Genomic DNA, 26770 nt, shown 5'->3' with positions numbered 1-26770 from the left:
CGCACCGAGCGCCGACAGTTCCCACCGGCGCCCACCAGTGCCCACCAGCCCGCCTACGAAACCGCGACCGTCACCTCGCCCGCGCGCAGCACGCCGTCGTGCATCTCGAGCACGCGGTCGGCGCGCGTGACGATCGACGGGTCGTGCGTCGACAGCAGCACGGCGACCCCGTCGTCGTGCGCGATCGAGGCGATGAGCTCGATCATGTCGGCGGCAGTGCGAGAGTCCAGCTGGCCGGTGGGCTCGTCGGCGAGGAGGATGCGGGGCGAACCCGCGAGCGCCCGCGCGATGCCGACGCGCTGCTGCTGGCCGCCCGACAGCTCGGCCGGCCGCTGGGACGCATGGCCGGCGAGCCCGACCCGCTCGAGCAGGCGCCTCACCTGAGCCGCACGTTCGCCGGGGTCGGCACCGAGGATCCGGAGCGGCACCTCGACGTTCTCCTCCGCCGAGAGCGCCCCGATAAGGCCGAACGACTGGAAGATGTAGCCGATGTCGTCGCGGCGGACGCGGTCGACCTCGCGCTCGGCCGCCTCGGTGATCACGACGTCGCCGACGCGCACGCTTCCCGCCGTCGGGGGCTGGATGCCGCCGAGCACGTGCAGGAGCGTCGTCTTGCCGGCACCCGACGGGCCGACGAGCACCACGAGTTCGCCCGGCACGAGCGTCAGCGAAGCGTCTGCCAGGGCGTGGACGTCCCCGGCGGGTGTCTGGTGGACAACGGAGAGTCCGGATGCCTCGAGCACGGGCTCACTCATCGCGCTCCCCCTTCTGATCGTCAGGATGCTGCGCGCGTTCGCGTCTGCTCCGACGAGTGAGCAGGCTCTCCGCCGCGGGCGCCGGTTCGGCGGGTGGCGTCGGCGGTGCACTCCTGCCCTCAGCCGGCCACACCCCGACGTGGTCGGCGTTCAGCTCGAGCCGCACGCGATCACGGAGCGACAGCTGGGTCATGTAGTCGGTCGGCAGCTGCATGCGGCCGACCTTGTCGAGCACGACGAACTCTTCGGCCATCGCGTGCTCGCGACCCTCGTCGTCGGTGTGGGTCCAGCGCAGCACCTCAGTCGAGGTGCGGCCGTCGCGGATCTGCACCGTGCGCTGCACGTGCTCCGACACCGCGGGGTCGTGCGTCACGATGAGGGCGGTCGTGCCGAGCTCGCGGTTGACGCTCTCGAAAGTCTGGAGCACTTCGGCCGACGCGTGCTCGTCGAGGTCTCCGGTCGGCTCGTCGGCGAGCAGCACCCGCGGGTCGTTCGCGAGCGCGACCGCGATCGCGACGCGCTGCTGCTGACCACCCGAGAGCTCGGCCGGGCGCCGGTCGGCGACGCTCGCGACGCCGGCGAGCTCGAGCAGCTCGTCCGCGCGCGCCGGATTCTTGCGGTCGCCGCCGATCGCGCGAGCCAGCTGCACGTTCTCGCGCGCCGAGAGGTACGGCAGCAGGTTGCGGGCCGTCTGCTGCCAGACGAAGCCGACCACCTCGCGGCGATAGGTCACGCGGTCGCGCGACGACAGCGACGGAAGGTCGCGGCCGGCGACGCGTGCGGCGCCGGCCGTCGGCGTGTCGAGCGCCGAGAGGATCGACAGCAGCGTCGACTTCCCCGAGCCCGAGGCGCCGACCAGCGCGACGAGCTCGCCGCGCTCGACGACCAGGTCGAGGCCCTGCAGTGCCTGCACCTCGATGTCGGCGACGGCGAAGATCCGGACGAGCCCCTCGCAGACGATGTCGGGTTCTGTCATCAGTCCTCCTCGGTTCGAAGCACGGTGGCCATCGATGTGGTGCGCGCGCTCACGACGCCGCCGACGACGGCACCGGCGATCGCGACCACGACGACGGCGATCAGGATGCCGCTGAGCACCGGGTCGACGGCGATGCTCGGCTGGCCGCCGCCGCCCGTGAAGGGTCGCAGATCGATCGAGGTGACCACCAGCAGCGGCAGCAGCGCTCCGAGGATCACGCCGCCCACGATCGCGGTGATCCCGAGCGGGGCGAACTCCCACGCGATGATGCCGCGAGCGCGACGCCGGTCGAGACCCATGCTGCGCAGCAGGGCGATCGTGCGCGACCGGGCGTCCTGCGAGACGCCCGCGACCAGCAGCAGGGCGACCACCGACAGCGCGACGGCGACGCCGAGGGCTGCGAAGAGCACGAAGCGCAGCGCCGAGACCGCGGGCGACGCCTGGATCTCGGCCGTGGACTCCTCGAGGATGCGCACCGAATGGGATCCCGCCACGATGTCGCTGAGGTCTGCGGCGACCGCTTGCGCGTCTGCGCCGTCGGCGATGTCGACCAGCACGGTGCGCGGGAAGAACCCGAATCCGGTGAGGGTGAGGTAGTCGGTCTGGTCGAGCAGGATGAACTGCTCCGACACCGACATCCCGAGCACGCGATCGAGGGTGCCGACGACATCGACGGGCACATCGACGACGGATGCTGTGCTCCCCTGCCCGATCTCGGCGACGAGGGCCGTCGACTGCACGACCTGCACGGGGTCCGACTCGGGCTCGATGAGGCCCTCGGGGAGCGCGCCGGTCATGCCGCGCTGGATCGCAGCGAGGCGCTCGACGTCGGTGATCACGGCCTGGACGCTATCGCGGCCGTCGGGTCCTGCCACCGAGATGTAGTCGCCGCGGAGCACGCCGACGGCATCCGTCACGCCCCCGGCCTCGCGCATGCGCTCGATCGTCTGGTCGTCGAAGTACGGTCCCGAGACGCGGATGTCCGCGCCGACGTCGCGCTGGGCCGCGACGACCGCGCCCCGATCGACCGTGGCGAGCACGAGCGACGAGAACACCGCGATCGCGACGGCGACGAGCATCGCGAGCACCGCGGTGGTGCCGGCCGCCGGGTCGCGGAGGTTGCGCGCGGCGCCCACGAGCGACGTGATTCCCCGGCCGCGGCGCGCGACGCGCAGGGCTGCGGCGATCGGCAGCGGATGCAGGCGCACCACGATCAGAGCGACGGCGACGGTCGCCAAGAGCGGCGCCGCGACGACGAGCGGATCGATGCCCTCGGTCGACGGTCCGATGCCGCGGATGACGAGCTGTGCCACGGCGAGGACCGCGACGAGCACGACGACCGCTTCGAGGACCCGCACCACGCGCCCGCGCACCGGCGCGTCGAGGTCGGCGCGGTCGCGTCCGAGGAGCGCCGGCCGCAGCGTGAAGGCGAGAGCGAGGGCGGGGACGACGCCGACCGCGATCGCCACCGTCGTCGGCAGAATTCCGGCGTCGTAGGTCGTCGCGGCGACCCCGGCGAGAGCTGCTGCGACGGCGGCCGGCACGCCGAGGACGAGTCCCTCTCCGAACAACAGGCGCCGGAGGCGCGCCAGCGGCGCCCCGCGCGCCGACATGAGCGACAGGTCGGCGCGGCGGCGGCGGATGATCAGGGCCGAGGCCAGCACGACGAGCGCCACGCTGACGGCGAGGGGTCCGACGGCGGCGACCGCGAGGATAGCGCTCGCCGACCCCGCACGCGACAGCGCGGTCGAGAGGACGTCGACGATGTCGCTCGAGAACCGCACGCGCAACTGGCCGGTGCTGTCGACCGGCACCGATGTCGCCGTCACGCCGCGCAGCGCCGACAGCACCTGCTGCGGGTCCGCGCCGACGGCTGCGGAGCCGTCGACCGGATACCACGCCCGGAGCCTCGGGCGCGGAGACTCCGTGGCCTGGGCCTGCCATGCGGCCGGATGCAGCCACGCCACCGACGTCGCGACCGGGCGGCGGTTGCCGTCGTCGAAGACCGTCGCGCCGAGCGCGGTCGGAAGGTGCTGCCAGCGCGGGGCGTCGGGGTCGACCGCCTCGACGACGCCGACCAGACGCAGCAGCGGCGGCTCGCGTGTCTGCATCGCGGTGACGAATGCATAGCGGCGGGACTCGCCGATCGGCCACTGCATGGTGGCGGCGGAGTCCACGGCGAGCACGATGTCGAAGGTCCCCTCAGCTCCCGGCGCCTGCGGCCACGCTCCCTCGACCAGGCGGACGTTCGCCTGCATCTCGGGCTCGGACAGCAGCTGGACCCGCGTCAGCGGCGCGTCCGGCGCGATCACGTCGGGGTCGGCACCCGCGGGTTCGGCGAACTCGGCGAACTCTGCTTCGCCCACCATGGGCTGCAGAACCTCCTCGAACGAAGCGCGATTGTCGGCGAGGCTCTGCGCCACTTCGCCGAACACCGTCGCGGCGCCGTCGTCCCAGCCCGCTGTCAGCTCGGGATCCGCTGCGGGCCCGAACATCGGCACGCCGATCGTGTCGCCGGTGAGATCGCGGGCGATCGCGGGAACGCCCGAGATCTGATGGGCCACTTCGTCACGCACGACACCGACGAGAGCGCGCGGTGCCGCGGCGATCACGAACGCGGCGAACGCGACGAGCGCGACGATCACGAGCGCGGCGCTCCGAGGCGTCGCGAACCGGCGCCGGGTGAGGGCGAAGAGCCCGGGAGACCTGGTCACTCGTCCTCCCTCATGAGCGGCGCGAGGGCGGCGGGCGCGCGCACGGTCGACACGACGACGCAGAACACGCCGGCGACGACCACGAGAGCGGCGCCGAGGAGCACGGGTGACGCCTGCAGCGGCACCGGATAGGCCTCGGGAACCGTGACGTAGGCGGCGCGCACGAGCGGCGGCACGACGAGCCAGGCCGTAGCGACACCGGCCGCGAGACCGCCGACGACGCCCATGACGACCGCGAAGAGGTCTTCCCGTGCGCGCAGGCGCACGGCTCGCCCGCGACCGAGTCCGAGGACCGCGAGGAGCGCCAGTTCACGCGAATCGGCACGGGAGCGAGTGCGGCGCAACACCAGCACGACGAGCGCCAGCCCGACCGCGCCGACAGCCGCGAGCAGGAACGCCAGCGCGGTGCCGGCGGCGTTGTCGGCGGAGCGCGGATCGGCGACGATCGTCACCGTCTCGGGGAAGGCCTCCTCGACGGCGGCGGTCACCGCTCCCGGGTCGTCGGTCGACATCCACACCTGGTTCGCGACGATGTCGAGCGGACTGGCGAGGGAGACGGTCGCGAGGTCGACCAGCATCCCCTGGCCCGACGCGCTTCCGGGGAGCACCGGGATGACCTCGGCGATCTGGAAGTCGATGTCGACGTCGGGCGAGACGATCGAAAGCGCCAGGTCGTCGCCGACGCCGAGGCTCATCGTGTCGGCGAGCGCCGCCGTGATCACCGCCGGGACGACGGCGGGGATGTCGGCGGCCACCGCCCGGGTGTACTCCCCGTCGACCTCGAGCGTGAACGTCAGTGCGCTCGCCGAGGCCTCGACACCGCCGGACCCGCCGGCGGAACGGAAGCCCGAGACGTCGACGGCGGCACCGCCGCTCGTGAACTCCGTGAACTCGATGACGTTCGCGCCACCGTTCAGATAGCGCAACCCGACGTCCACCCCCGCGAGCGCCCATCCTTCGCCGGCAGGCAGGTCGAACGAGACGTCGGTCTGCTCCCGGGTGGTCGAGGTGACGAAGGTGTCGCCGTTGTTCTCAACGGTCATCGTGTCGGTGTTCGAGAAGACGAAACGAGCCACCTGGCCTGTGGAGGACACCGCCGTCACGCGCGCCTCGACCTCGGGCGGGCCGGGCTGGTACTCCTCGCCGTCGAAGACGACCGGGGGCGGCGACGGCGTCAGGAGCGTCAGCGCGATGTCGGTGCCTGACAGCGGCGCGCCGCTCGAGGAGAGCATGAGGGCATCGCCGAGGGCGGCCGGGTCGATCGCCCCGCCGGCGTCGAGCATCACGGCGCCCAGCTCCGACGCCTGGGCGGCGAGGATGGGCAGGCGCTGGTCCGCACCGCGAGCGTTGAGCGGTCGCGCGAGCATGGCGGCATCCGGATCACCGGCGGTGGCGACATCGGCGGCCGCCACGTCGTCGGGGATCGTGGTGACCCGCACGTCGGCACCGACGCGGAGCGCCTCGGGAGCATCGCCGAGCGCCGTGAGGGATCCCTGGTACGTGCCGGCGATCGTCACGGCGCCGATCGCGAACGCCACCACCGTGATCGAGAGGGCGTGGCGCGCGGGTCGCCGCGCGGCGAGGCGCAGCGGCGTGACCGGCGTCATCCCCCGGGTCGGGGCGAGGGCTGCCGACACCGCCCGTGCGATCGGGGTCGCGAGCGCCACCGCGACGAGGGCCACGAGTGCGAGGGCGAGAGCCGGAGCGATGGCGACGAGCGGGTCGAGCACCGCGGTGCCGTCGCCGCGTTCGACGATCGGCGTGCCGGACTGGGCGAACTGCCAGACCGCGAGCGCGGTGACGACGGCGAGGACGATGACGAGGCCGATGTCGGCGGCGGCGCGCGCGCGGGCCGAGCCCCGATCGACGCCGCGTGCGGTGACCACGGCCACGACGATCGCAGCGACCACGGCGATCGCGAGAGCGGCACCGGCCGCAAGGATCAGTCCGGCGGGAACACCTCCGAACGCGAGCACCGCGGCGACCCCGACGCCGGCGCCGGCGACGGCGCCCGCCGCTGCGACGACCAGGGTCTCGATGCTCGCAAGCGACACGAGATCACGGCGCCGCGCCCCGCGCGCGCGCAGCAGCATCGTCTCGGTGGAGCGCATCCGCACGGCTTCGAGGGCCACCGCGCCCACCACGACCGCGGTCAGGAGGCCTTGCAGCGCGATCGCGACTGCGGTGGGGCCGCGGCGGGCGTCGACCCCGGCCGTGATGCCTTCGAGGGTGTCACGCAGCCCGCCCGACACCTGCACGCTCACATCGGTGCTGTCTTCGACCGCATCGCGGACGCCACCGAGCACGTCGACGAGCGCGGCTGCCTCGCTCGCGGTGATCGTCTCGAGGTCGGGGCTGAGCACGACGACGGCGATCTCGCCGCCGACCACGAGGGCGCCGGAGGCCCCGTGCTCGCGGAGCAGCCCCTCGACCGCGTCGATCGCGGCACCCCGCGCAGCATCGCTCTCGAGCGTCAGTTCGACGGCACCGCGTTCACCCGTGGCGGTCGCAAGCGCCGCGCGCACCTCGCGCGCCTCGACGGTCGCGATGACTCCGGCGGTGACGACCACCAGGAGGGCGCAGAGCGCCGCGACGACGGCGAGGGTCACCAGCGGCGCGGTGGCGGCACGCGCCCGAGCCAGGGCGAACCGGATTCCTCCGATCACGCGGCCATCCGATGCACTCTGGCACTCTAACCCAGACCACAGCGACCCCGAGGCCCCGCTCAGCGATCGGGGGAAAGCGTGTTCACGACGTCGCGGAGTGCCGCCTCGAGATCGGGCTGGGCGAACCGGTAACCCGCGCCCTGCAGAACGCCGGGCACCACCCAGCGGCTCTTCATGACGAGTTCGGGCTCGGTGCGCAGCGCCCACATCGCGGGTTCGAGCATGAACCGCCCGGCCGGCAGCCCGATCCGGGCGCCCACCGCGCGGCGCAGCGTCGCCATCAGGGAGCGGTTGTCGCTCGCGTGCGGCGCCGCGAGGTTGACCGGCCCCGACATCTCCGGGTGATCGCGCACGAAACGCACTGCGCCCACGACGTCGTCGATGTGGATCCAGCTGAACCTCTGCCGCCCGCGCGATCGATGCCACGGCGCTCGCCCGTCACCCGAGGCGTTCGGCCCGATGCCGCGATAGCGGCGGTGCGGGAACCACCAACCGTCGAACTGCGTCCCGCCGAGGCCCACGCGGGCCAGGTTCACCAGGGTGCGGGTCGCCGGACCGTCGCCGAGCACGATGGCCATCCGCAGCGAGACACGCCGCGTACCGGCAAGGTCGCCGGCGAGGAACTCGTCCTCCCACGCGCGGGCCACGTCGACCGAGAACCCGGTGCCGATCTCGCCGTCGGCCTCGGTCTGCGGCCGATCGAGGGCGTAGCGGTAGATCGTGGCGGTGCTGGCGTTGAGCCACAGCGGCGGCGGGGCGGCGGCATCCGTCACCGCGTTTCGCAGCAGGCGTGTCGTCTCGACGCGCGAGCGCAGGATCTCGTCGCGGTTCGCGTCGGTGTAGCGGCAGTTGACGGACTTTCCGGCGAGGTTGACGATCAGTGCGGCGCCGTCGACCGCACGTCGGATGCTCTCGAGGTCGTGCCACCGCGCGTCGCGCGCGTCACGCCCCACGAGGCGCAGGTCGTACCCGTCCTCGATGAGCGCCGCCGTGAGGGCGCGGCCGACGAACCCCGTGGCGCCCGCGACGACCGCGATCGGGCGGGTCACCGGCCATGCCCCGCCGGCGCGTCACCCGCGGTGCTCCACAGCGCCCACGCGACGAGCAGGGGCTGGAGCAGCAGCCGGATGAACCGCGCGCGATCCGTGCGAAGCATCGGCGCCTCACGGCCCGTGCGCCACTGGTGCACGTTTCCCGGGAAGACGGCGACGAAGAACGCCGCGACGATCATCCCGACCCGCGTCCGGTCTCGCGGGAGCGCGACGATAGCAGCTCCGAGCATGACCTCGACCGCCCCCGACGCGACCACGATCATGTCCTTGTCGGTGCGCAGCATCCGCGTCGCCCAATCGGGCACGACGATGCGGTACCCACGACGCCCCCACGTGAGGTGCGAGACGCCGGCCACGATCAGCAGCAGCGCCAGCAGCAGCCGGCTGATCAGGCGGAGGACGGATGCTGCCGGGCTCGAGGTCATTCCCCCAGTCTCGCCCCGCCTGCATCCAAAAGCCGCGCGAACGGGGAATCACTTGATGGCGCGTCCGGGATGCCGGGCGGAGACCTCCCCGAGAACGAAGGAGTTTCGAACATGAAGAAGATCCTCGCGACCGCAGCGGTGACGGCCCTTCTCGTCGTCGGCGTGGCAACTCCGGCGCAGGCGTCCTGGCCCAAGCCATCGCCCGCACCGGCGCCCACCCAGAACATCGTCGAGATCGCGGTCGCGGCCTCCGGCGGCGGCACGCCGGACACGAACGCCAACGACTACGACATCCTCGTCCAGGCGGTCCTCGCGACCGAACTCGCCGCCCCGCTGTCAGGCGGAAAATGGACGGTGTTCGCCCCCACCGACCGCGCGTTCATGACGCTCGTGAAGGATCTCACCGGCACCGCCCCTGCGAGCGAGGCGGAGGCCCTCACAACGATCACCACCGCGTTCACGATCCCTCAGATCCGCGAGATCGTGCTGTACCACGCGGTTCCCGACCGCGAGATCGGACCCCTGCGCCTGCTGCTCACGCGCTCGCTCACGATGGCGGACGGCGGCATCGTGCGCCCGGCCGGCCTCGTGCTGCGCGACGAGACCCCGTCGCTGCGCGATCCGCGGCTGGTGCTGCGCGCGATCGACATCGACGCGACGAACGGCGTGATCCACACGATCGACCGCGTGCTGGTTCCGACGCTCTAGCCCCGTCCGGCTCGACGCGTGGTGGCCGGGTCTGCGCGGCCACCGCGCGTCGTCTTCTGTTTCCGGGGACGTCTCAGATCACCGCCGCGACGTCGTCGATGAAGCGCCGGTAGTCGGCCTCGGCGTCTTCCGCGGTGATCGCCCGCAGCACGACCTCGTCGGCACTGCTGCGGTAGGCCGTGATCCCCGCGCCGACCGACCCCGGCCGGATCACGGTGTCCTCAGCTGCGATCTCCAGCCGCGCGAAGTTCGCCGCATACGACGGGTACCCGGCATAGCGGGCGGTCTCGGCATCCAATCGCGCCTCCGCATCGGGATCGGTCGCCGTTCGCACATACAGCGCGGTGTGCGTGTGCGCAGCGACCGCGTGCGCTTCGGCGGTCTGCCGCGCGGCGAGCGCCGGCGTCAGCCAGCTGAGCACGAGACCATCGGATGCCGCGGCCCCTCGCTCGCGCATCTTCGGGCCCAGTGCGCCCACCATCACCCGCGCGGTGGTCTGCGCGCGCAGGGCATCGACGGCCTCCGTCACGCGCGCAAGCGCGCCGACGGCGGCGCCGCCCGAGCCGATGCCGAGCACGAGGCGCTCGGCCGGCAGCTCGAGCGCGGCGACGCGCTCGAGGATCTCGTCGGGCGTGCGGCGATCGACCGGCAGCACTCCCGTCGCGAGCATGAGCCGATCGGTGACGGCGGCAACCGCCGCGAGCACCTCGAGCGCGTCGCTCCCCGCGGTGTCGTTGACCCACAGCGAGTGGAACCCGGCCCCCTCGATCGCCGGTGCGATGCGGGCTGCGACGTCGGGGCCGAGGGCTGCGGCGATGCCGATCGAGAGCGCGCCGGTCATGCCTGCGACGCCCCGGCGACGATGCGGGAGACCTCGCCGACGGCGGCGTAGTACGCGTCGAGGTCGGTGCGGGACGCCGGGAGCAGGATCACCTCGTCGACACCGGCGTCGAAGAACGCCCTCGTTCCGGCGGCGACCGCGGCGGCATCGCCCCACACGGCTCGGCGATGGGGGTCTTCGCGGTCGCCGACGTCGGCGAGGGCGCGGGCCTCGGCATCCGTCCCGAATGCGGCGATCACGTACGCGACGATGTCGGCGTCGCCGCCCCGGCCACTCGCGGCGCGCGCCGCACGGATCGCGGCGACCGACACGGCCACCTCGTCGGGCGTGTGCCCGCTGTCGAGCACGGTGCCGTCGGCGACCTCGCCGCTGAGCGCGAGCGTCTTCGGTCCTTCGGCGGCCGCATAGACGCGGGGCGGTGTCTCCGGCGGCGCGTCCAGGCGCACCTCGCGGAGCGTCACGTAGCGCCCCTCGACGTCGACCTGACCGCCCGCGAGGAGTCCTCGCAGAGCCGGCACGTACTCGCGCATGAGCGTGAGCGGCGAGGCGACGCGCGCGCCCACCTGACCCATCCACGTGAGCACGCCGTGACCGACGCCCGGCAGCAGGCGCCCAGGGAAGAGTCGCTCGATGGTCGCGATCTCCATCGCGGTGAGCGCGACGTTGCGCAGCGGCATCGGCGCGATCCCGATGCCGATCTTCAGCCGTTCGGTCTGCGCGAGCGCCGCGGCGGCCGCGGCGAACCCCGACTGGCGGAAGCAGTCCTCCCACAGCCACAGCTCGCCGACGCCCGCGCGTTCGGCGGACTGCACCGCGGCGAGGAACTCGTCGGGGGAATGCGTGTACGGATTGAAGATCGCGCCGATGCGTGCCATGCGTCCCACTCTGGCAGGCGGTTCCGACCTCGACTATGCCGCCGCGACGATCGGCGCCCCCGCGCGAACCGTCAGCACGCGGCCTGACTCATCCGCGACAGCATCCACCGTCACCGTCCCACCCGCCTCGAGTGCACCCGAGACGAACAGGTCGGCGATGCGGTCGTCGACCTCGCGCTGGATGAGCCGGCGCAGCGGCCGGGCGCCGTACTCGGGCTCGTAGCCGTGCTCGGCGAGCCAGTCGACGGCCGAGTCGGTGACGACCAGCGCCACGTCGCGGCGCGCGAGGCGCGCGTCGGTGGCGCCGAGCAGCAGCCGGACGATGTCGCGAAGCTGGGGCTTCTCGAGCTTGCGGAACAGCACGATCTCGTCGATGCGGTTGAGGAACTCGGGCCGCATGGCCTCGCGCAGTCGCCCCATCACGCGGTCGCGGAGGTCCTTCTCGGATCCGAATCCGGTCGCCCCTCCCCCGTCGGCGATGAACCCGATCGCGCCGGAGCGCGAGGCGAGGAACTCCGACCCGAGGTTCGAGGTCATCACGATCACCGTGTTGCGGAAGTCGACCGTCCGTCCCTGGCCGTCGGTGAGGCGGCCGTCGTCGAGAACCTGCAGCAGCAGGTTGAACACGTCGGGGTGCGCCTTCTCGATCTCGTCGAACAGCACGATCGAGTGCGGGTTCCGCCGCACGCGCTCGGTGAGCTGCCCGGCGTCCTCGAAGCCGACATATCCGGGAGGAGCGCCCACGAGCCGCGAGACCGTGTGCCGCTCGCCGAACTCGCTCATATCGAAGCGGATGACCGCGGACTCGTCATCGAGGAGCGACTGTGCGAGCGCCTTCGCGAGCTCGGTCTTGCCGACGCCCGTCGGACCCAGGAAGAGGAACGACCCCACCGGCCGGTGCGCGTCGCCCATGCCGGTGCGGTTGCGGCGCACGGCCTTCGCCACGGCGGCGACGGCGTCGTCCTGCCCGACGACGCGGTCGTGCAGCTCGTCCTCCAACTGCGCGAGACGCTCGCGCTCGGTCTCGGTGAGGCGGCTGACGGGGATGCCGGTCGCGCGGCTGATGACGGCCGCGATCTCGGCCTCACCCACGACCGCTCCAGCGTCGCCTGCGGCGCGCCCCGCGCGAGCCGCGTCGGCGAGCTGCGCCTGCACCCCGGCGATCTCGTCGCGGATGCGCGAGGCGTCTTCATAATGCTCGGCAGACACGGCGGCGTTCTTCTCCGCCTCGAGCACCGCGAGGCGAGACTGCAGTCCGCTCACATCCACCTTCGAGCCCAGGCGCAGTCGCAGCCGTGCGCCCGCCTGGTCGATGAGGTCGATCGCCTTATCAGGGAGCACCCGGTCGGGCAGATATCGGTCGCCGAGCTCGACGGCGGCGCGGATCGCCTCGTCGGTGTAGACGATGGCGTGGTGGTCTTCGTAGGCGGCCTTGAGCCCCTGCAGGATCAGCACGGCATCCGCGACCGACGGCTCGCCCACCCTCACCGGCTGGAACCGGCGCTCCAGCGCCGGATCCTTCTCGACGACGCGGTACTCCTTGAGCGTCGTCGCGCCGACGAGGTGCAGGTCGCCCCGCGCCAGCCGGGGCTTGAGGATGTTGCCGGCATCCATGGCGCCCTCGCCCGCGGCACCGGCGCCGACCACGGTGTGCACCTCGTCGATGAACACGATCAGCTCGTCCTTGCGCGCGGCGATCTCGTCGAGCGTCGAGGTGAGGCGCTCCTCGAAGTCACCGCGGTAGCGGGCACCGGCGAGCATCGCGGCGAGGTCGAGCGCGATGACGCGCTTCTCGCGCAGCTGCTCCGGAACGGAGCCTGTGACGATCGCCTGTGCGAGCCCCTCGACGATCGCGGTCTTGCCGACGCCGGCCTCGCCGACGAGCACCGGGTTGTTCTTGGTGCGACGGCTCAGGATCTCGATCGTCTGCTCGATCTCGTCGGAGCGCCCGATCACGGGGTCGAGGTCGCCCTCGGCGGCGCGTGCGGTGAGGTCGGTTCCATACGCATCGAGCATCGGGGACGCGGATGCTGCGGCATCCGTCGCCGTCTGACCGGGCTCTGCACTCCCGGGCGTCACCGTGTCGCGCAGACCCTCGGTGAGAGCTTCGGCGGTGACCCCGGCGCGGGCGAGCACCTGGCCGGCGGGGGTGTCCTGGGCGAGCACGAGCGCGAAGAAGAGGTGCTCGGGATCCACGTACGTCGACCCTGACGAGCGCGCGACCTGGAAGGCGTGGAAGAGCGCCCGCTGCACGGACGACGTGATGATCGCCCCGTCGACGTCGGCGGGATCGGATGCCGCGGGGAGTCGCTCCTCCGCCGCGCGGGCGATCGCCTGGGGGTCGGCGCCGATGCGGGCGACGGCGTCCCTCACCGGAGCGTCATCGACGAGGACGCGCAGCACGTGCAGGGCGTCGAGCTCGTGCTGACCGCGCTCCAGCGCGAAACGCCCGGCGCTCTGCAGCAGCTGCTGCGTGCGGGCGCCGAGGAAGCGCGCGAGATCGATCGATCCCTCCGCCCGCGCACGCTCGCGGGCCACGTACCGGGCGAGGAACTCGTCGAACGTGCTGCCGTTCTCGTCGGCGTCGTGCGGGGGTGTGAGGTCTTCGGGCATTGCTTCTCCTGCGACATCGGGTGGGATCGACTGCGAAGTTGAGTGCAGACGTGTCAACTTCAACGACTCCTCGGGAGATGTATTCCCGTCGCGGTTGCGGATACCCTCATCGAAGCCCCACCGAAGGAGCCCCGCCATGAGCGACGACGCGCTCGTCCAGCCCGCGCCGCCCGAGATCGACGACGACACCGCGGCGCGGCTCGCCCGTGACGGATGGGGCGTCGAGGCGATGGCCCGCGCGCTCGGCAGCCACCAGGACCGCAACTTCCTGCTCGAACGCCCGGATGCCCCGCCACTGCTGCTGAAGATCGCGAATCCGAGCGTGAGCGCCGACGAGCTCGAAGCCCAGAGCGCCGCCGCGTCCGCCATCGCGGAGCGCGCCGGAACCCGCGCCCCGCGAGCGCTCGCGCCGGAGGCCGGTCACGGGACCGTGGCAGCCGTCATCGTCGACGGCGTCGTGATGCAGGCTCGGGTTCTCGAGTTCCTCGAGGGCGAGACGCTGTCGGGTTACCTGTCCCCCGCCGTCGTCACCGCCCTCGGAGCCCTCGCCGCGCGGGTGGCGCTCGCCCTCGCCGAGCTCGACGGCCTCGACATCGACCCGGCCGTCGCCGAGCGCGAGCACCAGTGGGATCTCCGCCACGCTCCGCGCGTGCTCGCCGAGCTGCTCCCCTACATCGCCGACGACGACCTGCGCTCGCGGGCCACCGAGGCCGCAGCATCCGCCTGGTCTGCCGTCGAGGCTCTGGCAGCCGATCTGCCCGCGCAGTTCATCCACGGCGACCTCACCGACGACAACGTCGTCACCGCCGACCCGATCACGCGCATCCCCGACGGCGTGATCGACCTCGGCGATCTCAATCGCACGTGGGCGGTCGGCGAGCTCGCGATCACGGTGTCGTCGCTGCTGCACCACGACGGCATGGATCTCGCGAGCGCGATGCGCGCCGTCGGCGCGTACCACGCGGTGCGCCCGCTCACCGAGGCCGAGGTGAAGGCCCTGTGGCCTCTCGTCGTGCTGCGCGGCGCGACGCTCGTCGCGAGCGCCCACCATGTGCTGGCGACGGATGCCGCGAACGCCTATGCCGCAGGCAACCTCGTCCACGAGCTCGCGATCTTCGAGCAGGCGGTCTCGGTGCCGCTCGCGGGGGCGGAGAGTCTGGTGCGACGCACCGTCGGGGCATCGCATCGCCGCGCCGCCCAGATCCCGGACGCCCCGCTCCTGCCGTGGCTGAGGGCCGACGACGTCGTCGTCGTGGATCTGTCCGCCGGCAGTCGCGACCTGCACGATGGACGATGGCTCGATGCGGATGCCGAAGACCGCGCATTCGCGGAGCATCTCTCCCCCGGCACCGCCGCCACCGCCGCCCCGCGCGCAGCCCTGACGCGGTTCGGCGAAGCACGGCTCACGCGCGCGCGGCCGCACGCCCAGGCCGAGCCGCACAACGTCGCCCTCGGCATCGAGCTGCGCGTCACGCAGCCCGAACCGGTCGCGGCCCCGTGGAGCGGCATCGTGCGCGTGACGACAGGCGGCGTGGTGCTGGCGGGCGACGGGCGCGCTCTGCGCCTTGAGGGCCTGCGCTCGGCGCTCGACGACGGCGCGGAGGTATCGGCGGGCGACCTGCTCGGCGAAGTCGATGCGGCGCTGTGGATCCAGCTCACAGGCCCGGGCCTCGACGACGGCGTCGATGTGCCGCGCTTTGCGCAGCACTCGCTCGCGGAGGCGTGGCTCGCGGTCGTCGAGGATCCGTCGCGGCTGCTGCCCCAGCATCCGTCCGCCCCGATCGAGATCGAAACCACCCACGCCACAGCGCTCCTCGCCCGTCGCGACGCCGTGTTCGCCGACGTGCAAGAGCATTACTTCGCAGACCCGCCCGTCATGGTGCGCGGATGGCGCGAGCACCTCATCGACGCCGACGGGCGCGTGTACCTCGACACGCTCAACAACGTCACCGCGGTCGGGCACGCCCACCCGCGGATCGCCGAGGCCGTCGCCGAGCAGTGGCGCCTGCTCAACACCAACTCGCGCTTCCACTACCCCGCGGTGGTGGAGTTCTCAGAACGGCTCGCGGCCCTCGTCCCCGAGCCGCTCGACACCGTCTTCCTCGTCAACAGCGGGTCGGAGGCGGTCGATCTCGCACTGCGCCTCGGGCAGGCGTGGTCGGGCCGTCGCGATGTGCTCGCGGTGCGCGAGGCCTATCACGGCTGGACCTACCTCACCGATGCCGTCTCGACCTCGATCGCCGACAACCCGGCGGCGCTGGAGACGCGCCCTGAATGGGTGCACACGGTCGAGGCTCCCTTCACGCACCGCGGCGCGGGCGAACAGTTCGCCGCAGACGCCGTCGCCGAGGTGGAGCGCCTCGCCGTCGCCGGGACGCCGCCAGGAGCCTTCCTCGCCGAGACGATCTTCGGCAACGCCGGCGGAGTGTTCCTCCCCGACGGGTATCTCGCTGCCGTGTACGGCGCGGTGCGTGCGCACGGCGGACTCGCGATCGCCGACGAGGTGCAGGTCGGCTACGGGCGCCTGGGCGAGTGGTTCTGGGGATTCGAGCAGCAGGGCGTCGTGCCGGATGTCGTCGCGGTGGCCAAGGCCATGGGCAACGGGCATCCGCTGGGGGCCGTCATCACGACGCGCGAGATCGCCGAGCGCTATCGAACTGGCGGCTACTTCTTCTCGTCCGCCGGGGGCAGCCCGGTCTCGAGCGTCGTCGGGCTCACCGTGCTCGACATCATCCGCGACGAGCAGCTGCAGCAGGGCGCCCGCGACATCGGCGCGTACCTCAAGGGTCGGCTCGAAGACCTCGGGCGCCGGCATCCGCTCCTCGCCGCCGTCCACGGCTCGGGCTTCTACCTCGGCCCGGAGTTCGTCCGCGACCGCACGACGTGGGAGCCCGCCACGGCCGAGACAGCGGCGATCTGCGCGCGCCTGCGCGAACTCGGCGTCATCGCCCAGCCCACCGGCGACCACCAGAACATCCTGAAGGTCAAACCGCCGATGTGCTTCACGCGCGAGAGCGCCGACGCTTTCGTCGCCGCGCTCGATCGTGTGCTGACGACGGGGTTCTGACGCGGTCGTGACGGCGGGTCAGTCACGCCCGCCGGGCGGCCCGACGATCAGCAGGATCACGAACAGCACGACGACCGCGAGCGCGATGAGCGCACCCAGCACCCACGGGCGCTTGAGGAACCAGCGCATCAGCCGGTCGTGCCACGCCGCATCGCGCGGGTCGGCGGTGGCCACGAGTCGCCAGTCGCCTCGCAGCCGTCCCGAGCGGTGCAGCCACAGCTCGGTCGGGATCGTGGCGTAGGGCACGATGGCGCTGCCGATCGCGACGATCGTCGGCCACGCTCCCCAGCGCTGGTTCTTCGCGACGAGGATCGCGGTCGCGCCGTAGGAGAGGAAGACGAACCCGTGGATGCCGCCGCCGATCGTCACCGCGATCGCGAGATCGGCGGTTGCCCGCAGGATGAGCCCCGTGATGAGCAGGGTCCAGGAGATCGCCTCGGCGATCGCGAGCGTGCGGAAGAGGTTCAGGGGCGCGCGGAACACGGGTCTCCAAGGGTCGAGGGGGTCTTCCCAGCCTACTTTCGCGCTTCCCCTCCCCCGTTCGCATCCGTTTACGGACGGAACACGCCGCGGTGCTCGCAGTCGGCCGCGGCGCGTCCCGTCCGTAAACGGTGGGGGTGGGGCGGGCTAGCGTGGGGTCGTGGACTTCTCACTCGACGACCTGCGGCGATGGCCCGACGTCGAGGCGCCGGATCTTCCGGCAGCGGATGCCGCCGACCGCCTGATCCTGGATGAGTCGGCGTCCGCGCGGGTGGTTGCCGGTGACGGGGGTCTGGTCGTGATCGGCGACGGCTTCGGCGCGCTGACGCTGGCGGCCGCGGCGGACGGCGGAGCGCGACTGCGGCCGATCCGCGTCCATCAGGACGCCGTGACGGGCGAGCGGGCGCTCGCTGCGAACGCCGCGACGTTCGGGCTCGACGCAGCGTTCTCGTCGCACCCGCTGAACGCCGACCTCGTGCGGGGCACCCGTGTCGTGCTGCTGCGCCTCCCCCGCTCGCTCGACGCCCTCGACGACATCGCGGGATTGATCGCAGCCCACGCCCACCCCGACGTCGTCGTGTTCGCCGGCGGGCGCCTCAAGCACATGACGCTCGGCATGAACGACGTGCTGCACCGGTACTTCTCGCGGCTCGACGTGAGCCACGCGCGGCAGAAGTCGCGCGTGCTGATCGCGCGCGACCCCCACGACGGGCGAGACCCCGCGCCGCAGCGCGCGGAGCACGGCGACCTCGTCGTGTGCGCGTACGGCGGGGCGTTCGCCGGCACGTCGATCGACATCGGCACACGGCTGTTGCTCGACAGCCTCCCCGACACACTTTCCGAGACCATCGACTCCCGAGACGCCGCGATCGACCTCGCGTGCGGCACGGGTGTCGTCGCTGCGGCGCTGGCGCTTCGGCATCCCGATCTCCGGGTGTACGCGACCGATCAGTCGGCCACCGCCGTCGCGTCGGCGCGCGAGACCGCCGTGGCGAACGGAGTCGCCGATCGGATCGAGGTCGTCCGCGACGACATGCTGTCGACCCGGCCCGACGCGAGTGCGTCGTTCATCGCGCTGAACCCGCCGTTCCACGTCGGCGGCGCGATCCACGAGGGCCTCGCCCCGCGTCTGTTCGCCGATGCCGCACGGGTGCTGCGCCCGGGCGGCGAGCTCTGGACGGTGTGGAACTCGGCGCTGTTCTACCGTCCGGCGCTCGAGCGGATCGTCGGGCCGACTCGTCAGATCGCCCGCAACGCCAAGTTCACGGTGACCGCGTCGGTCAAGCGCTGACGCGCATCAGTCCTTCGGAGGACGCGTCGACCACCACGCCCATGCGACGAGCGCGGGCTGGAAGAAGAGGCGCACGAGCCGCTTGGCATCGGTGTCGAGGCCGAATCCGTCGCGGCGCTTCGCGTACTGTTCGAGGTTGCCCGGGAACACCGCGATGAAGAAGGCCGCGAGGATCGCACCGAGCGTCGAGCGCGACCGCGGCAGCACCACGAGCGATGCGCCGAGCATCACCTCGACGACGCCCGAGGCGACGACGACGGCATCCTTGTCCATGACCTTGGTCGTGAAATCGGGCACCTGCGCCTGGAACTCGCGTCGCCCCCAGAAGAGGTGACTGAGCCCGGCGAACACGAGGGATCCTGCCAGCAGCCAGCGCGCGAAGGTTCTCATTGCCCCTAGCATCGCCCACATGAACCACGATCGCTGGGAGCGCCTCACCGAATGGCCGCTCATCCTCGCCTCGGTCCTCTTCCTCGCCACGTACACGTGGCAGGTGATCGGCAATCCCACCGGCGCCCCGAACGCCGCGGCCGAGACCATCCTCTGGGCGACGTGGGGACTCTTCCTGCTGGACTATGTGGCGAACCTGGTGTTCATCGGCAAGGGGAAACGATGGCGATGGTTCTACACGCACCTGTTCGACCTCGCCGTGGTTGTGCTGCCACTGCTGCGACCGCTGCGGATCCTCCGCCTCGTGACGCTGCTCACGGTGTTGCAGCGGACGGCAGGTACCGCGATCCGCGGGCGCATCTCGATCTATGTCGCCAGTGCCGCCGCGTTGCTCATCTACGTCGCTGCCCTCGCGGTGTACGACAGCGAGCGCGGGCAGCCGGGCACCAACATCACGAGCTTCGGCGATGCGCTGTGGTGGTCGTTCGTGACCGTAACCACGGTGGGCTACGGCGACTTCACCCCGATCACGGTCGCCGGCAGGCTCATCGCCGTCGGCCTCATGATCGGCGGCATCGCGCTGCTCGGTGTCGTCACGGCGACCCTCGCCTCGTGGATCGTCGAGAAGGTCGCGGATCGGGACGCCGAGCAGGATGCTGCGACCGTGGGCCACATCAAGGCGCTCGAGCGTCAGATCGCCGACATGCAGTCGATGCTCGCCGAGGCGCTCCGCCGCTGAGTAGCGGTCGGAGCGCCTCAGGCGCGATTCAGAAGTCCCAGTCCTCGTCTTCGGTGGCCTCGGCCTTGCCGATGACGTACGACGAGCCCGACCCCGAGAAGAAGTCGTGGTTCTCGCAGTGCCCAGGAACTGGCACGTCCAACCCCAGGATCACGCGGAATGTTGGGTCATGTTGGCCAGGGTTGATTCACTGTTTCGACGGGAACCTGTGGGCAAAGTGTGGGCACGCCGCAGCACACGATGCGCGGTAAGTGCGTCGTGCGCCTGCCCCTCCATCGATGCGGCCGCACGCCGCAGCAGCTGGTAGTACCTCGCCGGCTTCATCCCGAGCTGCCGGATGATCGCTTCTTCCTTCGCGCCAGAGTGGCGCGGCCATGCTTGCTCGAAGTCGAGCAACTCCCCAGATCCCACGGTGGATAACTCTGCAGGGTGCCTCCGACATCGGCGTACCCTGACGTGATGGTCGACATCGACGGCGCCCAACCCCGCTGCCCACTATGCGGGGTGCTGATGCGCGACATCCCCGGCGCCTGGCGGTGCCCCGCGTGCGGTCACGTCTACGCACCCACGATGATGCAACAGCAGCAGCAGGAACAGCCAGAGTTCGACGGGCCCAGCATCCGCGGAGGATGACTTTCGACCCCCGCTACCCCGTGATACCCCGTGATACCCCGTGATACCCCGTGATGCCTGTCGTTGTAGAGGATTGTCAGGGGTGGGTGGTACCGTGCAACTACGACGAGCCGGCTACCGGAGCGTTGTTCGCCGAGAGCCCCACGCACGTGGGGCTTTCGTGCATCTACGGATCCCATCGGCGGTGCTTCGCCACAATGGGCCTCAGCGTCCACCACAGTGTGTCCGCGAGCTTCCGGGCTCGCGCGTCGTCGGTGACGTGCGCATCGCGACGACGGTAGAGGTACACCGCCAGATCGACCGCCTGCAGCCCGGGAGACGCTGCCGAGTCCGCAAACATCAGCTGCTCGATGCGCGCCAGCTTGCTCGGGCGATATCCGGGTGTTCCGATCTTCTGGTAGAGGCCGAACCGACGTGCGTGCGCATCCTGATCGGTCACCTGATCGCAGATCACGATGACCTCTTCGCCCTTCGAGGCAGCGAGCGCGTTCACGTCCTCAAGCACATGGCGGAGGCAGACCAGGTGCGGCGGGTCTGGGTAAGAGTAGCGCGCGTTGAGCCGGACGATGTCGACTCCCTGAATGAATACGGCGGCTGGAAGCCCCGCCATCCCCGCCAGAACGTGACGATAGATCTGCCCTGCAGCGCGGTGTTTGTTGCGAATCGGTTCCCACCCGTCGCGGCCGCTCATGATTCGATGCCCGTGGAACTCAGTACCCTCCGGGACTCCGAAGCCAGCGGCGTAGTCCGCCGACGACTTGATGGATGCGGAGAGCTGCCCGATGTGGTCGACGCTGATCACGAGGGCGGCCACATAGTAGCGGTCCTGCGTATAGGACTCATCGATGAAGGCGAACAGCACACCCTCAACGATAGACAGCGCCGCCGACGCACTGACCCCAATGAGGGTGTCGGTGGGGCAGGCGTAGCCTGTCGGTCTCGGCCGGAGGAAGGGGATCCCCGGTGGAGAAGCGGCAGGCGTGGCACCCACTACTCGCCGCGGTCGAGGGTCCCACGGGGACGTGGCGCCTCGTCGACACTCTCGGCATGGAGTACGGGAGCGTTGAGATCCGCCGTGTGATGAACGGTACGGAGGTGCGTTACCGGGCGTCGTGGGGCGGTGAGGTGCTCGGGTGGGCGTCGACGCTGCGAGAAGCGTGCGAGCGGGTGCACGCGGCGTACCTGCAGGCCCACGGGCCCGGTGGCGCGCCCGTCGCCGACTGGGGTGAATCGACCGGGAACGCACGCCAGGACACGACGAAACGCCCCGCCTCCACCCGGTGATGGGTAGGCGACGGAGCGTTCTCGGTATTCAGTAGGGTGGCGGCATGCCTGGCCCCGCCCGCCTCCACACGCTCGACTACACGCGCGGGCTCGCGGCGACCGTGATCATGGTGCACCACTACCTGTCGTGGTGGAACGGGACCCCGCCCGACGCGACCACCCCGCTCGGCCGGATCGGGGTGTACGGCGTTGCCCTGTTCTACGTCCTCAGCGGCCTGACCATGTTCCACGTCTACAACGACTCCACGCGGACCGTTCGCGACGTCGGGCGGTTCTTCACCCGGCGCCTGTTCCGCATCATGCCGCTGCTGTGGATCGTCACCGCGCTCTCGCTCGTCATCGTCCCCCGCGAGATCAACCCCGGCGACCTGGTGCTCAACCTCACCGGGCTGTTCGGTTTCGTCGCGTGGGACACCTACTTCTCAGCCGGGGTCTGGTCGATCGGCAACGAGCTGGTCTTCTACGCGATCTTCCCGTTGCTCGTCGGAGCGGCGATGATCAGCCGGTGGGCGCTCGCCGGCCTCGGTGCTGCGCTGCTCACCGCGTACGTGCTGATCGCGTACTTCTACCTCAGCCCGTGGCTGCCGATGGACTACCAGTGGGCAATGTACGTCAACCCCGCCAACCAGGCGTTCCTGTTCTTCGGTGGCTTCGCGATCGGCTACCTCCTGCGGGCGGTCACCGTGAGACAGCGCGAGGCGGTCCTGTTGATCGCCGTGGGCGTCGCGGTGCTGCTCCTCTGGCCCACGGGTTTCGCGGTGCCCTCGCTCGTCACCGGGACGAACAGGATCGTCCTCACCGTCGCGTGTCTGCTGATCTGCGCGGGCGCATACAAGCTGACCTTGAGACTCCCGGCCGTCGTCGACCGGCCCCTCACGCTGCTCGGTGAAGCGAGCTACTCCATCTACCTGATCCACCCGCTCGTATTCTTCGCAAGCCTGAGCACCGTCGCCACGGACTGGCCCGTCGGCGTGAAGATCCCGGCCGCGATCGCCGCGACACTCCTCCTCAGTTGGGCGTGCTACCGGTTCTTCGAGGCGCCACTCACCCGCCTCGGCCGACGCCTCACGCCGCGCCCAACAGAGAAGCGCCCCGTCCCGACCCGGTGAAGGGGTAGGGACGGGGCGCAGCACTGTCAGGGGGTCTAGAGTTAGCGGATCCAGGCGGCGAGGCGGACCCACCAGGGCAGGCCGTTCGTGCGCGGGTACGGCATCACGGGCTCGTGTCGTTCGCGGGTGCAGCCCACACGCCGGCGAAGCCGACGAGGAACGCACCGACGGTGAACGTCGCGACGGGCCAGAACTCGTCCGGCCAGACGAACACACCGTCTGCGATCGCGGGCTGCAGAGTCGTGCCGAGGGCGACCGCGGCCGCGGCGCAGCCACCGGCGACAGCCTTCTTCGAGCGGGACAAGAACGTGCTCATGGTGTCTCCTTCGGTGGTTGGGTCTGCTCGAGCTGGTCACGGATCTCGATGTCCGCTTTCGCGAGCTGGGCGACGTTCTGTTCGACCGAGTCGAGGCGCCCGTGCAGACCCCGAACGCCTTCTTCGACCCGCTTCGCAGTGTCGATCGCCTCCGTCACGTCGTCGCGCAAGTTCGTCAGGTGACTGTTCTCGAGCTGCGTACGCATCGCACCCACGGACTGATCCGTGCGTGCGATGAAGTCCGGGAGGCCCTGGACAGAGGTGATTACCTCAGCAGTCGCGAGGATCGCGCGAGCGAACGCGATGATCCACCGCCAGCCCCGCTTGCGGATGAACACGACCAGCCCGACGACGATCGCCGTCCAGAGGGCGAGGTCCCACAGGCTGATCGACTGCGCCCACGCGACCAGCCAAGGGGGCGGGGTCACTGCCAGCCCTGCCGGCGCTTTGCGGCGTCGTCGTTCACAGCCTTTGCGATCTGTGCGGCGGTCGGTGCGGTGCCACCAGCCGTCACGATCGCGGCGGCGAGCGCTGCGTAGTCGAACTCCTCGTCGCCGACCTCGCCCCGGAACCCGGTCAGCGGGTCGAGACCGTTCTGTGCGCGGCGCTTGTTCACGGACGCGAGGATCCCGTCCCACTCCGCACTCGTGACGGGCTCGGGGTCGCCCCACAGCTTCCGTTCCCGGGCGGATGCTGCCGGCCCCTGCACCTCGAAGGTGAGTTCACCGACCGCGGCACGCCGGGTCGCATCGTTCGTGTTGTCGGTGTCGTAGATCGTGCGCATGACGATGTCTCGATTCTCGATCGGGGCTTCCGTGAGGAGCTCGGTGGAGCCTGCGGTGGCGGGGACGGGTGACCATGGGTTCAGGTCGATGACGTGCCATGGTTCGTCGGGGTAGCCGCGGGAGCGCATGATCATGCCGGGGGCGAGACCGACAGCGCGGGCGTCTTCGAAGAACGCGGCCTGACCGCCGTGGTTCGCGTACACCCACGCCCAGTTCGCGTAGTCCATCGCGAGGGTTTCGCGGTCCTCCCAGCGCCCGCCGTGCGAGCTCGTCCCGGGGAGTGCCGCGCCCAGCCCGTACAGCTTCCGCGCGAGCACCTGGTTGTCGTACGGCCGGTACGCGGAGTAACCCGGCCCCATCGCGAGCGTCCGCCCGGTGCGGGCCTTCGCACGGGCGACGAGCGCACGGTGCCGCGCGGCCGACGCTGGGGACAGCAGGTGTTCCCAGTAGCCGTGCTCGTTCGTCCCCGACGCGAGGAGCACCAGCCGGTCTCGGGGGATGTACCCGTTCGTGTACGCCACAGCCGAACCTCCCGTGCACGACAAAGCCCCCCGGGGTGATCCGGAGGGCTGGAATGGTGAAGCCCCCGACAATGCGGGGGCTCCTGGGCTAGTCGGTGGGTGGCTTCGTGAGGCGTTGCACCTTTGAGTGCGAGATGCTGAGCGCTTCACCGACGACTCGAGTCGACGCGCCCTGGTCGAGGGCTTCCCGGATCAGCGCCCGGTAAGCGGCGTCAGCGTCCTTCGCGGCCTTCTGCGCGCGCAACAGCTTCCGCTGCATCGCGGGGGTGACGTGTCCGGGCTTGGTCACACCCACGAGTGTAGGTGTCACTCGACGACAGGCCCGGGCGCGCCACCAGCCCAGTAGTGCGGGAGGTGGCAGGCGGGGGTTTCGCAGTAGTCCCCGGCGACGTGCTGCCACTCGGTAGCGGTCGTGCTCTGCATGGTCATCATGTGCCCCATTCTGTATCGAAAGTGTTCCAGTAGTCAAGAGGCCACTGGAACACTTCCGATACATTCAGGTCAGCTTGCCTTCGTCAGGATCACACCGAGCAGGAGCGCATCGGCTCCGTAGGTGTCGCTCCCCGAGTTCGCAGTCCGCGCGATGCGGAGGCTGAACGCCGTGGCGCGTGCCGCGAACGCCGCCGTCGTAGCCGACACCACCTGAGCGGCGACCCCAGGCGCGGAGCTCGTGACACCGAGGCTCTCGATTCCGGTGTTGATGATGGCGCCCGGGTTGATGGTCGACGCGACAGCCGACCACACCACGTCTCCGCTTGTCGCGCCGACGGGACACCACAGCAACGTGACGGTGAACGTGGTCCAGTCGGCGGGGGTTGCGGGGAGTGTCGTCCCGATCGCCTCGTTCGAGGACTGATCGAAGAGGAAGCCCCCGGCGAACGGCGTTCCGGCGATCGCACCCAGCACGGGACTCCCCGCGGTTGCGGAGAAGTTCTGCGGCGTGAGGTGCCGGTCGCTGGCGCCGGGCACCTCGACCACGAGCCTGAGGATGTCGCCGAACGGGGAGACACCGATGCCGTCCGCGAGGTACTTGAACCGCACCTCGGACGACTCCGTCGACGCCGCATCGGCGAAGATCACCGCGACCAGGCCCGGCGAGACCTCGATCGGCTGAGCGTACGCCATCGTCTGCGCCGCGATGTCTTCGATCAGCTCCTCGTCGGTCCACGTCTCCCCGTCGTCCCACGACGTCGCGAACACCCCGGCCGCGTCACTGAGCCGACGGCACGTGATCACGATCCCGCCCGATGCGAGCAGCGTCCACGACGGTCGCCCGTACAGATCGGCGAGGACGAGATCCGGGGCAGACCATGTCGCCCCGTCATCGGCCGAGATAGACCGGTAGATGTCGGTCACGCTGAAGTCCGCGTTGCTGGCGCGGATCAGCGTCATCAGTGTGCCGTCAGGCAGGAACCCGATGTGGCTTTCGTTGTACGGCTGACTGTCCGCCTCGCCGTCCGCGATAGTCACTTCCGACCCCCACGTGTCGCCGTCGTCGGCGGTGGAGATCACGCGCACCGACCAGAAGTCGTCGCCCGTGTCCATGCCCCAACCGGAGACCAGCAGCGTCCCATCCTCGAGCTCCACCGGGAACGTCGCGGACCCGTGACGCTCCTCCGTCCACGTGAACGGAACCTCGATCCGGCTCCCCCACGACACCCCGTTGTCATCGGAGAACGCGATGTAGACGTGCTCGTCCGCGATCGTCGCACCGTCCGCGATGAACTGCACCACCAGGCGCCCGTCACGCAAAGCGACCACACCCGGGTCGCGAAGGTCGACAGTGTCGCTGAAGATCGTCGCCGGCGTCGACCATGTCACACCGAAGTCTGAGCTGCGCGACATCACGATCGCACCGTCCAGCGCGTCCCGGTAGTCGGTGCCCTGCCGCCACACGGCGAGCAGGTCACCGTTGACGCACAGCGTCACCGACGGGAACGCATTGTGCAGCGTGCCGTCGATGATCTCGACCAGCTCGCCACCGGCGGTCAGGTTCCCCGTCCCGGACGAACCAGGCATCGGGAGTGCAGCATGCCCGAGCGCCGTCGGGCGGCCCGCGAGCGACGCCCACCCTGCGTCGCCATCATCGGAAGAGTTCTTCGTCAGCAGGTGCCCCTGCACACCCCCGACCGGGAGACTGACCCCGCCCCCGCCGCCTTCGGAGGGGTCGCCGAGGATGTACCCGTCGAGCCCGTCCGTGACGATCGGACGACCAGCGTCCTCCCCGGTCGGGTCAGGGATCAGCGACAGCAGCAGCCCGTACAGGCTGAAGATCGGCGGGGTGACGACGTCGCCGGACTTCGGCACGAGCTGCGTGTGCCCGGGCGCCTTGAACGCCGGGAACACGCCCGTCGCGCCCGACGTGACCGACGTGCCGAGGGGCACGTCCTGCACATCGGTCACGGTGACCGGGGTCGTGAACTCTTCGTCATCGATCGCGAAGAACTCGACGACCGCGTCCGGCAGGTTCCCACCGGTCTGCGGGTTCAACGCCACATGAGCGGGGAAGTAGTCAACGATTGCCATCAGT

General features: G+C 70.8%; 26 protein-coding genes. 7 read left to right on the top strand and 19 right to left on the bottom strand.

The genetic code is table 11. The features are described 5' to 3' along the window. Positions 1-53: 53 nt before the first annotated feature. The 6 genes from FFS15_RS04930 to FFS15_RS04905 are packed head-to-tail and all read right to left on the bottom strand — an operon-like array spanning position 54 to position 8588. Positions 54-755 carry an ABC transporter ATP-binding protein gene (locus FFS15_RS04930; protein ID WP_137843889.1) on the bottom strand — a complete coding sequence of 234 codons (702 nt, stop codon included), beginning with the start codon at positions 753-755 and terminating at the stop codon, positions 54-56. Beyond that, entirely contained in the window at positions 748-1731 is a 984-nt protein-coding gene (locus FFS15_RS04925; RefSeq protein WP_137843888.1) for an ABC transporter ATP-binding protein, read from the bottom strand. Before FFS15_RS04925 ends, FFS15_RS04930 begins: the two co-directional genes overlap by 8 nt. After that, positions 1731-4445: an FtsX-like permease family protein gene (locus FFS15_RS04920; RefSeq protein ID WP_137843887.1), complete on the bottom strand. Its 2715-nt coding sequence runs from the start codon at positions 4443-4445 to the stop codon at positions 1731-1733. Before FFS15_RS04920 ends, FFS15_RS04925 begins: the two co-directional genes overlap by 1 nt. Continuing rightward, positions 4442-7111, bottom strand: a complete 2670-nt coding sequence (locus FFS15_RS18570; protein WP_171013085.1) for an FtsX-like permease family protein — start codon at positions 7109-7111, stop codon at positions 4442-4444. Before FFS15_RS18570 ends, FFS15_RS04920 begins: the two co-directional genes overlap by 4 nt. A gap of 59 nt (positions 7112-7170) precedes the next feature. Continuing rightward, positions 7171-8160 carry a DUF1731 domain-containing protein gene (locus FFS15_RS04910; RefSeq protein ID WP_137843885.1) on the bottom strand — a complete coding sequence of 330 codons (990 nt, stop codon included), beginning with the start codon at positions 8158-8160 and terminating at the stop codon, positions 7171-7173. Then, a complete protein-coding gene (locus tag FFS15_RS04905) occupies positions 8157-8588 on the bottom strand; it encodes a hypothetical protein (protein WP_137843884.1) in 432 nt (143 codons plus the stop codon). The genes FFS15_RS04910 and FFS15_RS04905 overlap by 4 nt, the downstream gene beginning before the upstream one ends. Positions 8589-8699: 111 nt before the next feature. Between FFS15_RS04905 and FFS15_RS04900 the strand changes: the two genes are divergently transcribed. Beyond that, positions 8700-9296, top strand: a complete 597-nt coding sequence (locus FFS15_RS04900; protein WP_137843883.1) for a fasciclin domain-containing protein — start codon at positions 8700-8702, stop codon at positions 9294-9296. Between the two features lie 73 nt (positions 9297-9369). Here the strand turns inward: FFS15_RS04900 and FFS15_RS04895 are convergent, their stop codons facing one another. From FFS15_RS04895 to FFS15_RS04885, 3 genes are read right to left on the bottom strand one after another with little or no spacing between them, the layout of a single operon-like run. Then, positions 9370-10137, bottom strand: a complete 768-nt coding sequence (locus tag FFS15_RS04895; protein WP_137843882.1) for an LLM class flavin-dependent oxidoreductase — start codon at positions 10135-10137, stop codon at positions 9370-9372. Next, entirely contained in the window at positions 10134-11012 is an 879-nt protein-coding gene (locus FFS15_RS04890) for an LLM class flavin-dependent oxidoreductase (protein WP_137843881.1), read from the bottom strand. The genes FFS15_RS04895 and FFS15_RS04890 overlap by 4 nt, the downstream gene beginning before the upstream one ends. Before the next feature lie 33 nt (positions 11013-11045). After that, positions 11046-13625: an ATP-dependent Clp protease ATP-binding subunit gene (locus tag FFS15_RS04885; protein WP_137843880.1), complete on the bottom strand. Its 2580-nt coding sequence runs from the start codon at positions 13623-13625 to the stop codon at positions 11046-11048. A 136-nt stretch (positions 13626-13761) separates the two neighbouring features. Between FFS15_RS04885 and FFS15_RS04880 the strand changes: the two genes are divergently transcribed. Continuing rightward, positions 13762-16692, top strand: coding sequence for an aminotransferase (locus FFS15_RS04880; protein ID WP_137843879.1), 2931 nt, complete (start codon positions 13762-13764; stop codon positions 16690-16692). A gap of 18 nt (positions 16693-16710) precedes the next feature. Here the strand turns inward: FFS15_RS04880 and FFS15_RS04875 are convergent, their stop codons facing one another. Continuing rightward, positions 16711-17175 (bottom strand): DUF3817 domain-containing protein, encoded by a 465-nt coding sequence (locus FFS15_RS04875; protein ID WP_137843878.1) that lies wholly within the window; start codon positions 17173-17175, stop codon positions 16711-16713. A gap of 157 nt (positions 17176-17332) precedes the next feature. Here FFS15_RS04875 and FFS15_RS04870 point away from each other — a divergent pair, with 157 nt between their 5' ends. Next, positions 17333-18463 (top strand): class I SAM-dependent methyltransferase, encoded by a 1131-nt coding sequence (locus FFS15_RS04870; protein ID WP_137843877.1) that lies wholly within the window; start codon positions 17333-17335, stop codon positions 18461-18463. Positions 18464-18469: 6 nt separating this feature from the next. On the opposite strand, the gene FFS15_RS04865 is transcribed toward FFS15_RS04870, so the two are convergent. Continuing rightward, the gene (locus FFS15_RS04865) at positions 18470-18853 is read right to left on the bottom strand and encodes a hypothetical protein (protein WP_137843876.1); all 384 of its coding nucleotides are present in this window, start codon (positions 18851-18853) and stop codon (positions 18470-18472) included. Positions 18854-18872: 19 nt separating this feature from the next. Between FFS15_RS04865 and FFS15_RS04860 the strand changes: the two genes are divergently transcribed. Then, on the top strand, positions 18873-19592 hold the full coding sequence (locus tag FFS15_RS04860; RefSeq protein WP_137843875.1) for a potassium channel family protein: 720 nt from the start codon (positions 18873-18875) through the stop codon (positions 19590-19592). A gap of 150 nt (positions 19593-19742) precedes the next feature. Here the strand turns inward: FFS15_RS04860 and FFS15_RS04850 are convergent, their stop codons facing one another. Continuing rightward, positions 19743-19988, bottom strand: a complete 246-nt coding sequence (locus FFS15_RS04850; protein WP_249353716.1) for a DUF3263 domain-containing protein — start codon at positions 19986-19988, stop codon at positions 19743-19745. Between the two features lie 63 nt (positions 19989-20051). On the opposite strand from FFS15_RS04850, the gene FFS15_RS18565 reads away from it, so the two are divergent. Beyond that, positions 20052-20225: a hypothetical protein gene (locus FFS15_RS18565; RefSeq protein WP_171013084.1), complete on the top strand. Its 174-nt coding sequence runs from the start codon at positions 20052-20054 to the stop codon at positions 20223-20225. 166 nt (positions 20226-20391) lie between these two features. On the opposite strand, the gene FFS15_RS04845 is transcribed toward FFS15_RS18565, so the two are convergent. After that, complete coding sequence (locus FFS15_RS04845) at positions 20392-21087, bottom strand: DUF3800 domain-containing protein (protein WP_249353713.1); 696 nt, start codon at positions 21085-21087, stop codon at positions 20392-20394. Between the two features lie 101 nt (positions 21088-21188). On the opposite strand from FFS15_RS04845, the gene FFS15_RS04840 reads away from it, so the two are divergent. After that, entirely contained in the window at positions 21189-21509 is a 321-nt protein-coding gene (locus tag FFS15_RS04840; protein WP_137843873.1) for a hypothetical protein, read from the top strand. A gap of 44 nt (positions 21510-21553) precedes the next feature. Next, complete coding sequence (locus tag FFS15_RS04835; protein WP_137843872.1) at positions 21554-22618, top strand: acyltransferase; 1065 nt, start codon at positions 21554-21556, stop codon at positions 22616-22618. Between the two features lie 103 nt (positions 22619-22721). Here the strand turns inward: FFS15_RS04835 and FFS15_RS04830 are convergent, their stop codons facing one another. The 6 genes from FFS15_RS04830 to FFS15_RS04810 all read right to left on the bottom strand — a co-directional run bounded on the left by FFS15_RS04830 (position 22722) and on the right by FFS15_RS04810 (position 26766). Further along, positions 22722-22934 carry a hypothetical protein gene (locus FFS15_RS04830; RefSeq protein WP_137843871.1) on the bottom strand — a complete coding sequence of 71 codons (213 nt, stop codon included), beginning with the start codon at positions 22932-22934 and terminating at the stop codon, positions 22722-22724. Then, positions 22931-23362, bottom strand: coding sequence for a DUF2746 domain-containing protein (locus FFS15_RS04825; RefSeq protein WP_137843870.1), 432 nt, complete (start codon positions 23360-23362; stop codon positions 22931-22933). Before FFS15_RS04825 ends, FFS15_RS04830 begins: the two co-directional genes overlap by 4 nt. Further along, positions 23359-24240, bottom strand: a complete 882-nt coding sequence (locus tag FFS15_RS04820; protein WP_137843869.1) for a hypothetical protein — start codon at positions 24238-24240, stop codon at positions 23359-23361. The genes FFS15_RS04825 and FFS15_RS04820 overlap by 4 nt, the downstream gene beginning before the upstream one ends. Before the next feature lie 88 nt (positions 24241-24328). Further along, positions 24329-24529, bottom strand: coding sequence for a hypothetical protein (locus FFS15_RS04815; RefSeq protein WP_137843868.1), 201 nt, complete (start codon positions 24527-24529; stop codon positions 24329-24331). 17 nt (positions 24530-24546) lie between these two features. Further along, positions 24547-24672: a hypothetical protein gene (locus FFS15_RS18945; RefSeq protein ID WP_283205746.1), complete on the bottom strand. Its 126-nt coding sequence runs from the start codon at positions 24670-24672 to the stop codon at positions 24547-24549. 69 nt (positions 24673-24741) lie between these two features. Continuing rightward, positions 24742-26766: a sialidase family protein gene (locus FFS15_RS04810; RefSeq protein ID WP_137843867.1), complete on the bottom strand. Its 2025-nt coding sequence runs from the start codon at positions 26764-26766 to the stop codon at positions 24742-24744. Positions 26767-26770 lie beyond the last annotated feature (4 nt).

Source organism: Microbacterium sp. 2FI, from assembly GCF_005502885.1.
Taxonomy (GTDB): Bacteria; Actinomycetota; Actinomycetes; order Actinomycetales; family Microbacteriaceae; genus Microbacterium.
The sequence above is the reverse complement of the archived record's forward strand: the minus strand, read 5'-3'. Positions and strand labels throughout refer to the sequence as shown.

Excerpts from the sequence above, each read along its gene's own strand:
- FFS15_RS04930 (WP_137843889.1), bottom strand. The coding sequence starts at position 755 with ATGAGTGAGCCCGTGCTCGAGGCATCCGGACTCTCCGTTGTCCACCAG.
- FFS15_RS04925 (WP_137843888.1), bottom strand. The coding sequence starts at position 1,731 with ATGACAGAACCCGACATCGTCTGCGAGGGGCTCGTCCGGATCTTCGCC.
- FFS15_RS04905 (WP_137843884.1), bottom strand. The coding sequence starts at position 8,588 with ATGACCTCGAGCCCGGCAGCATCCGTCCTCCGCCTGATCAGCCGGCTG.
- FFS15_RS04900 (WP_137843883.1), top strand. The coding sequence starts at position 8,700 with ATGAAGAAGATCCTCGCGACCGCAGCGGTGACGGCCCTTCTCGTCGTC.
- FFS15_RS04895 (WP_137843882.1), bottom strand. The coding sequence starts at position 10,137 with ATGACCGGCGCGCTCTCGATCGGCATCGCCGCAGCCCTCGGCCCCGAC.
- FFS15_RS04890 (WP_137843881.1), bottom strand. The coding sequence starts at position 11,012 with ATGGCACGCATCGGCGCGATCTTCAATCCGTACACGCATTCCCCCGAC.
- FFS15_RS04885 (WP_137843880.1), bottom strand. The coding sequence starts at position 13,625 with ATGCCCGAAGACCTCACACCCCCGCACGACGCCGACGAGAACGGCAGC.
- FFS15_RS04880 (WP_137843879.1), top strand. The coding sequence starts at position 13,762 with ATGAGCGACGACGCGCTCGTCCAGCCCGCGCCGCCCGAGATCGACGAC.
- FFS15_RS04865 (WP_137843876.1), bottom strand. The coding sequence starts at position 18,853 with ATGAGAACCTTCGCGCGCTGGCTGCTGGCAGGATCCCTCGTGTTCGCC.
- FFS15_RS04860 (WP_137843875.1), top strand. The coding sequence starts at position 18,873 with ATGAACCACGATCGCTGGGAGCGCCTCACCGAATGGCCGCTCATCCTC.
- FFS15_RS18565 (WP_171013084.1), top strand. The coding sequence starts at position 20,052 with ATGGTCGACATCGACGGCGCCCAACCCCGCTGCCCACTATGCGGGGTG.
- FFS15_RS04835 (WP_137843872.1), top strand. The coding sequence starts at position 21,554 with ATGCCTGGCCCCGCCCGCCTCCACACGCTCGACTACACGCGCGGGCTC.
- FFS15_RS04830 (WP_137843871.1), bottom strand. The coding sequence starts at position 22,934 with ATGAGCACGTTCTTGTCCCGCTCGAAGAAGGCTGTCGCCGGTGGCTGC.
- FFS15_RS18945 (WP_283205746.1), bottom strand. The coding sequence starts at position 24,672 with ATGATGACCATGCAGAGCACGACCGCTACCGAGTGGCAGCACGTCGCC.
- FFS15_RS04810 (WP_137843867.1), bottom strand. The coding sequence starts at position 26,766 with ATGGCAATCGTTGACTACTTCCCCGCTCATGTGGCGTTGAACCCGCAG.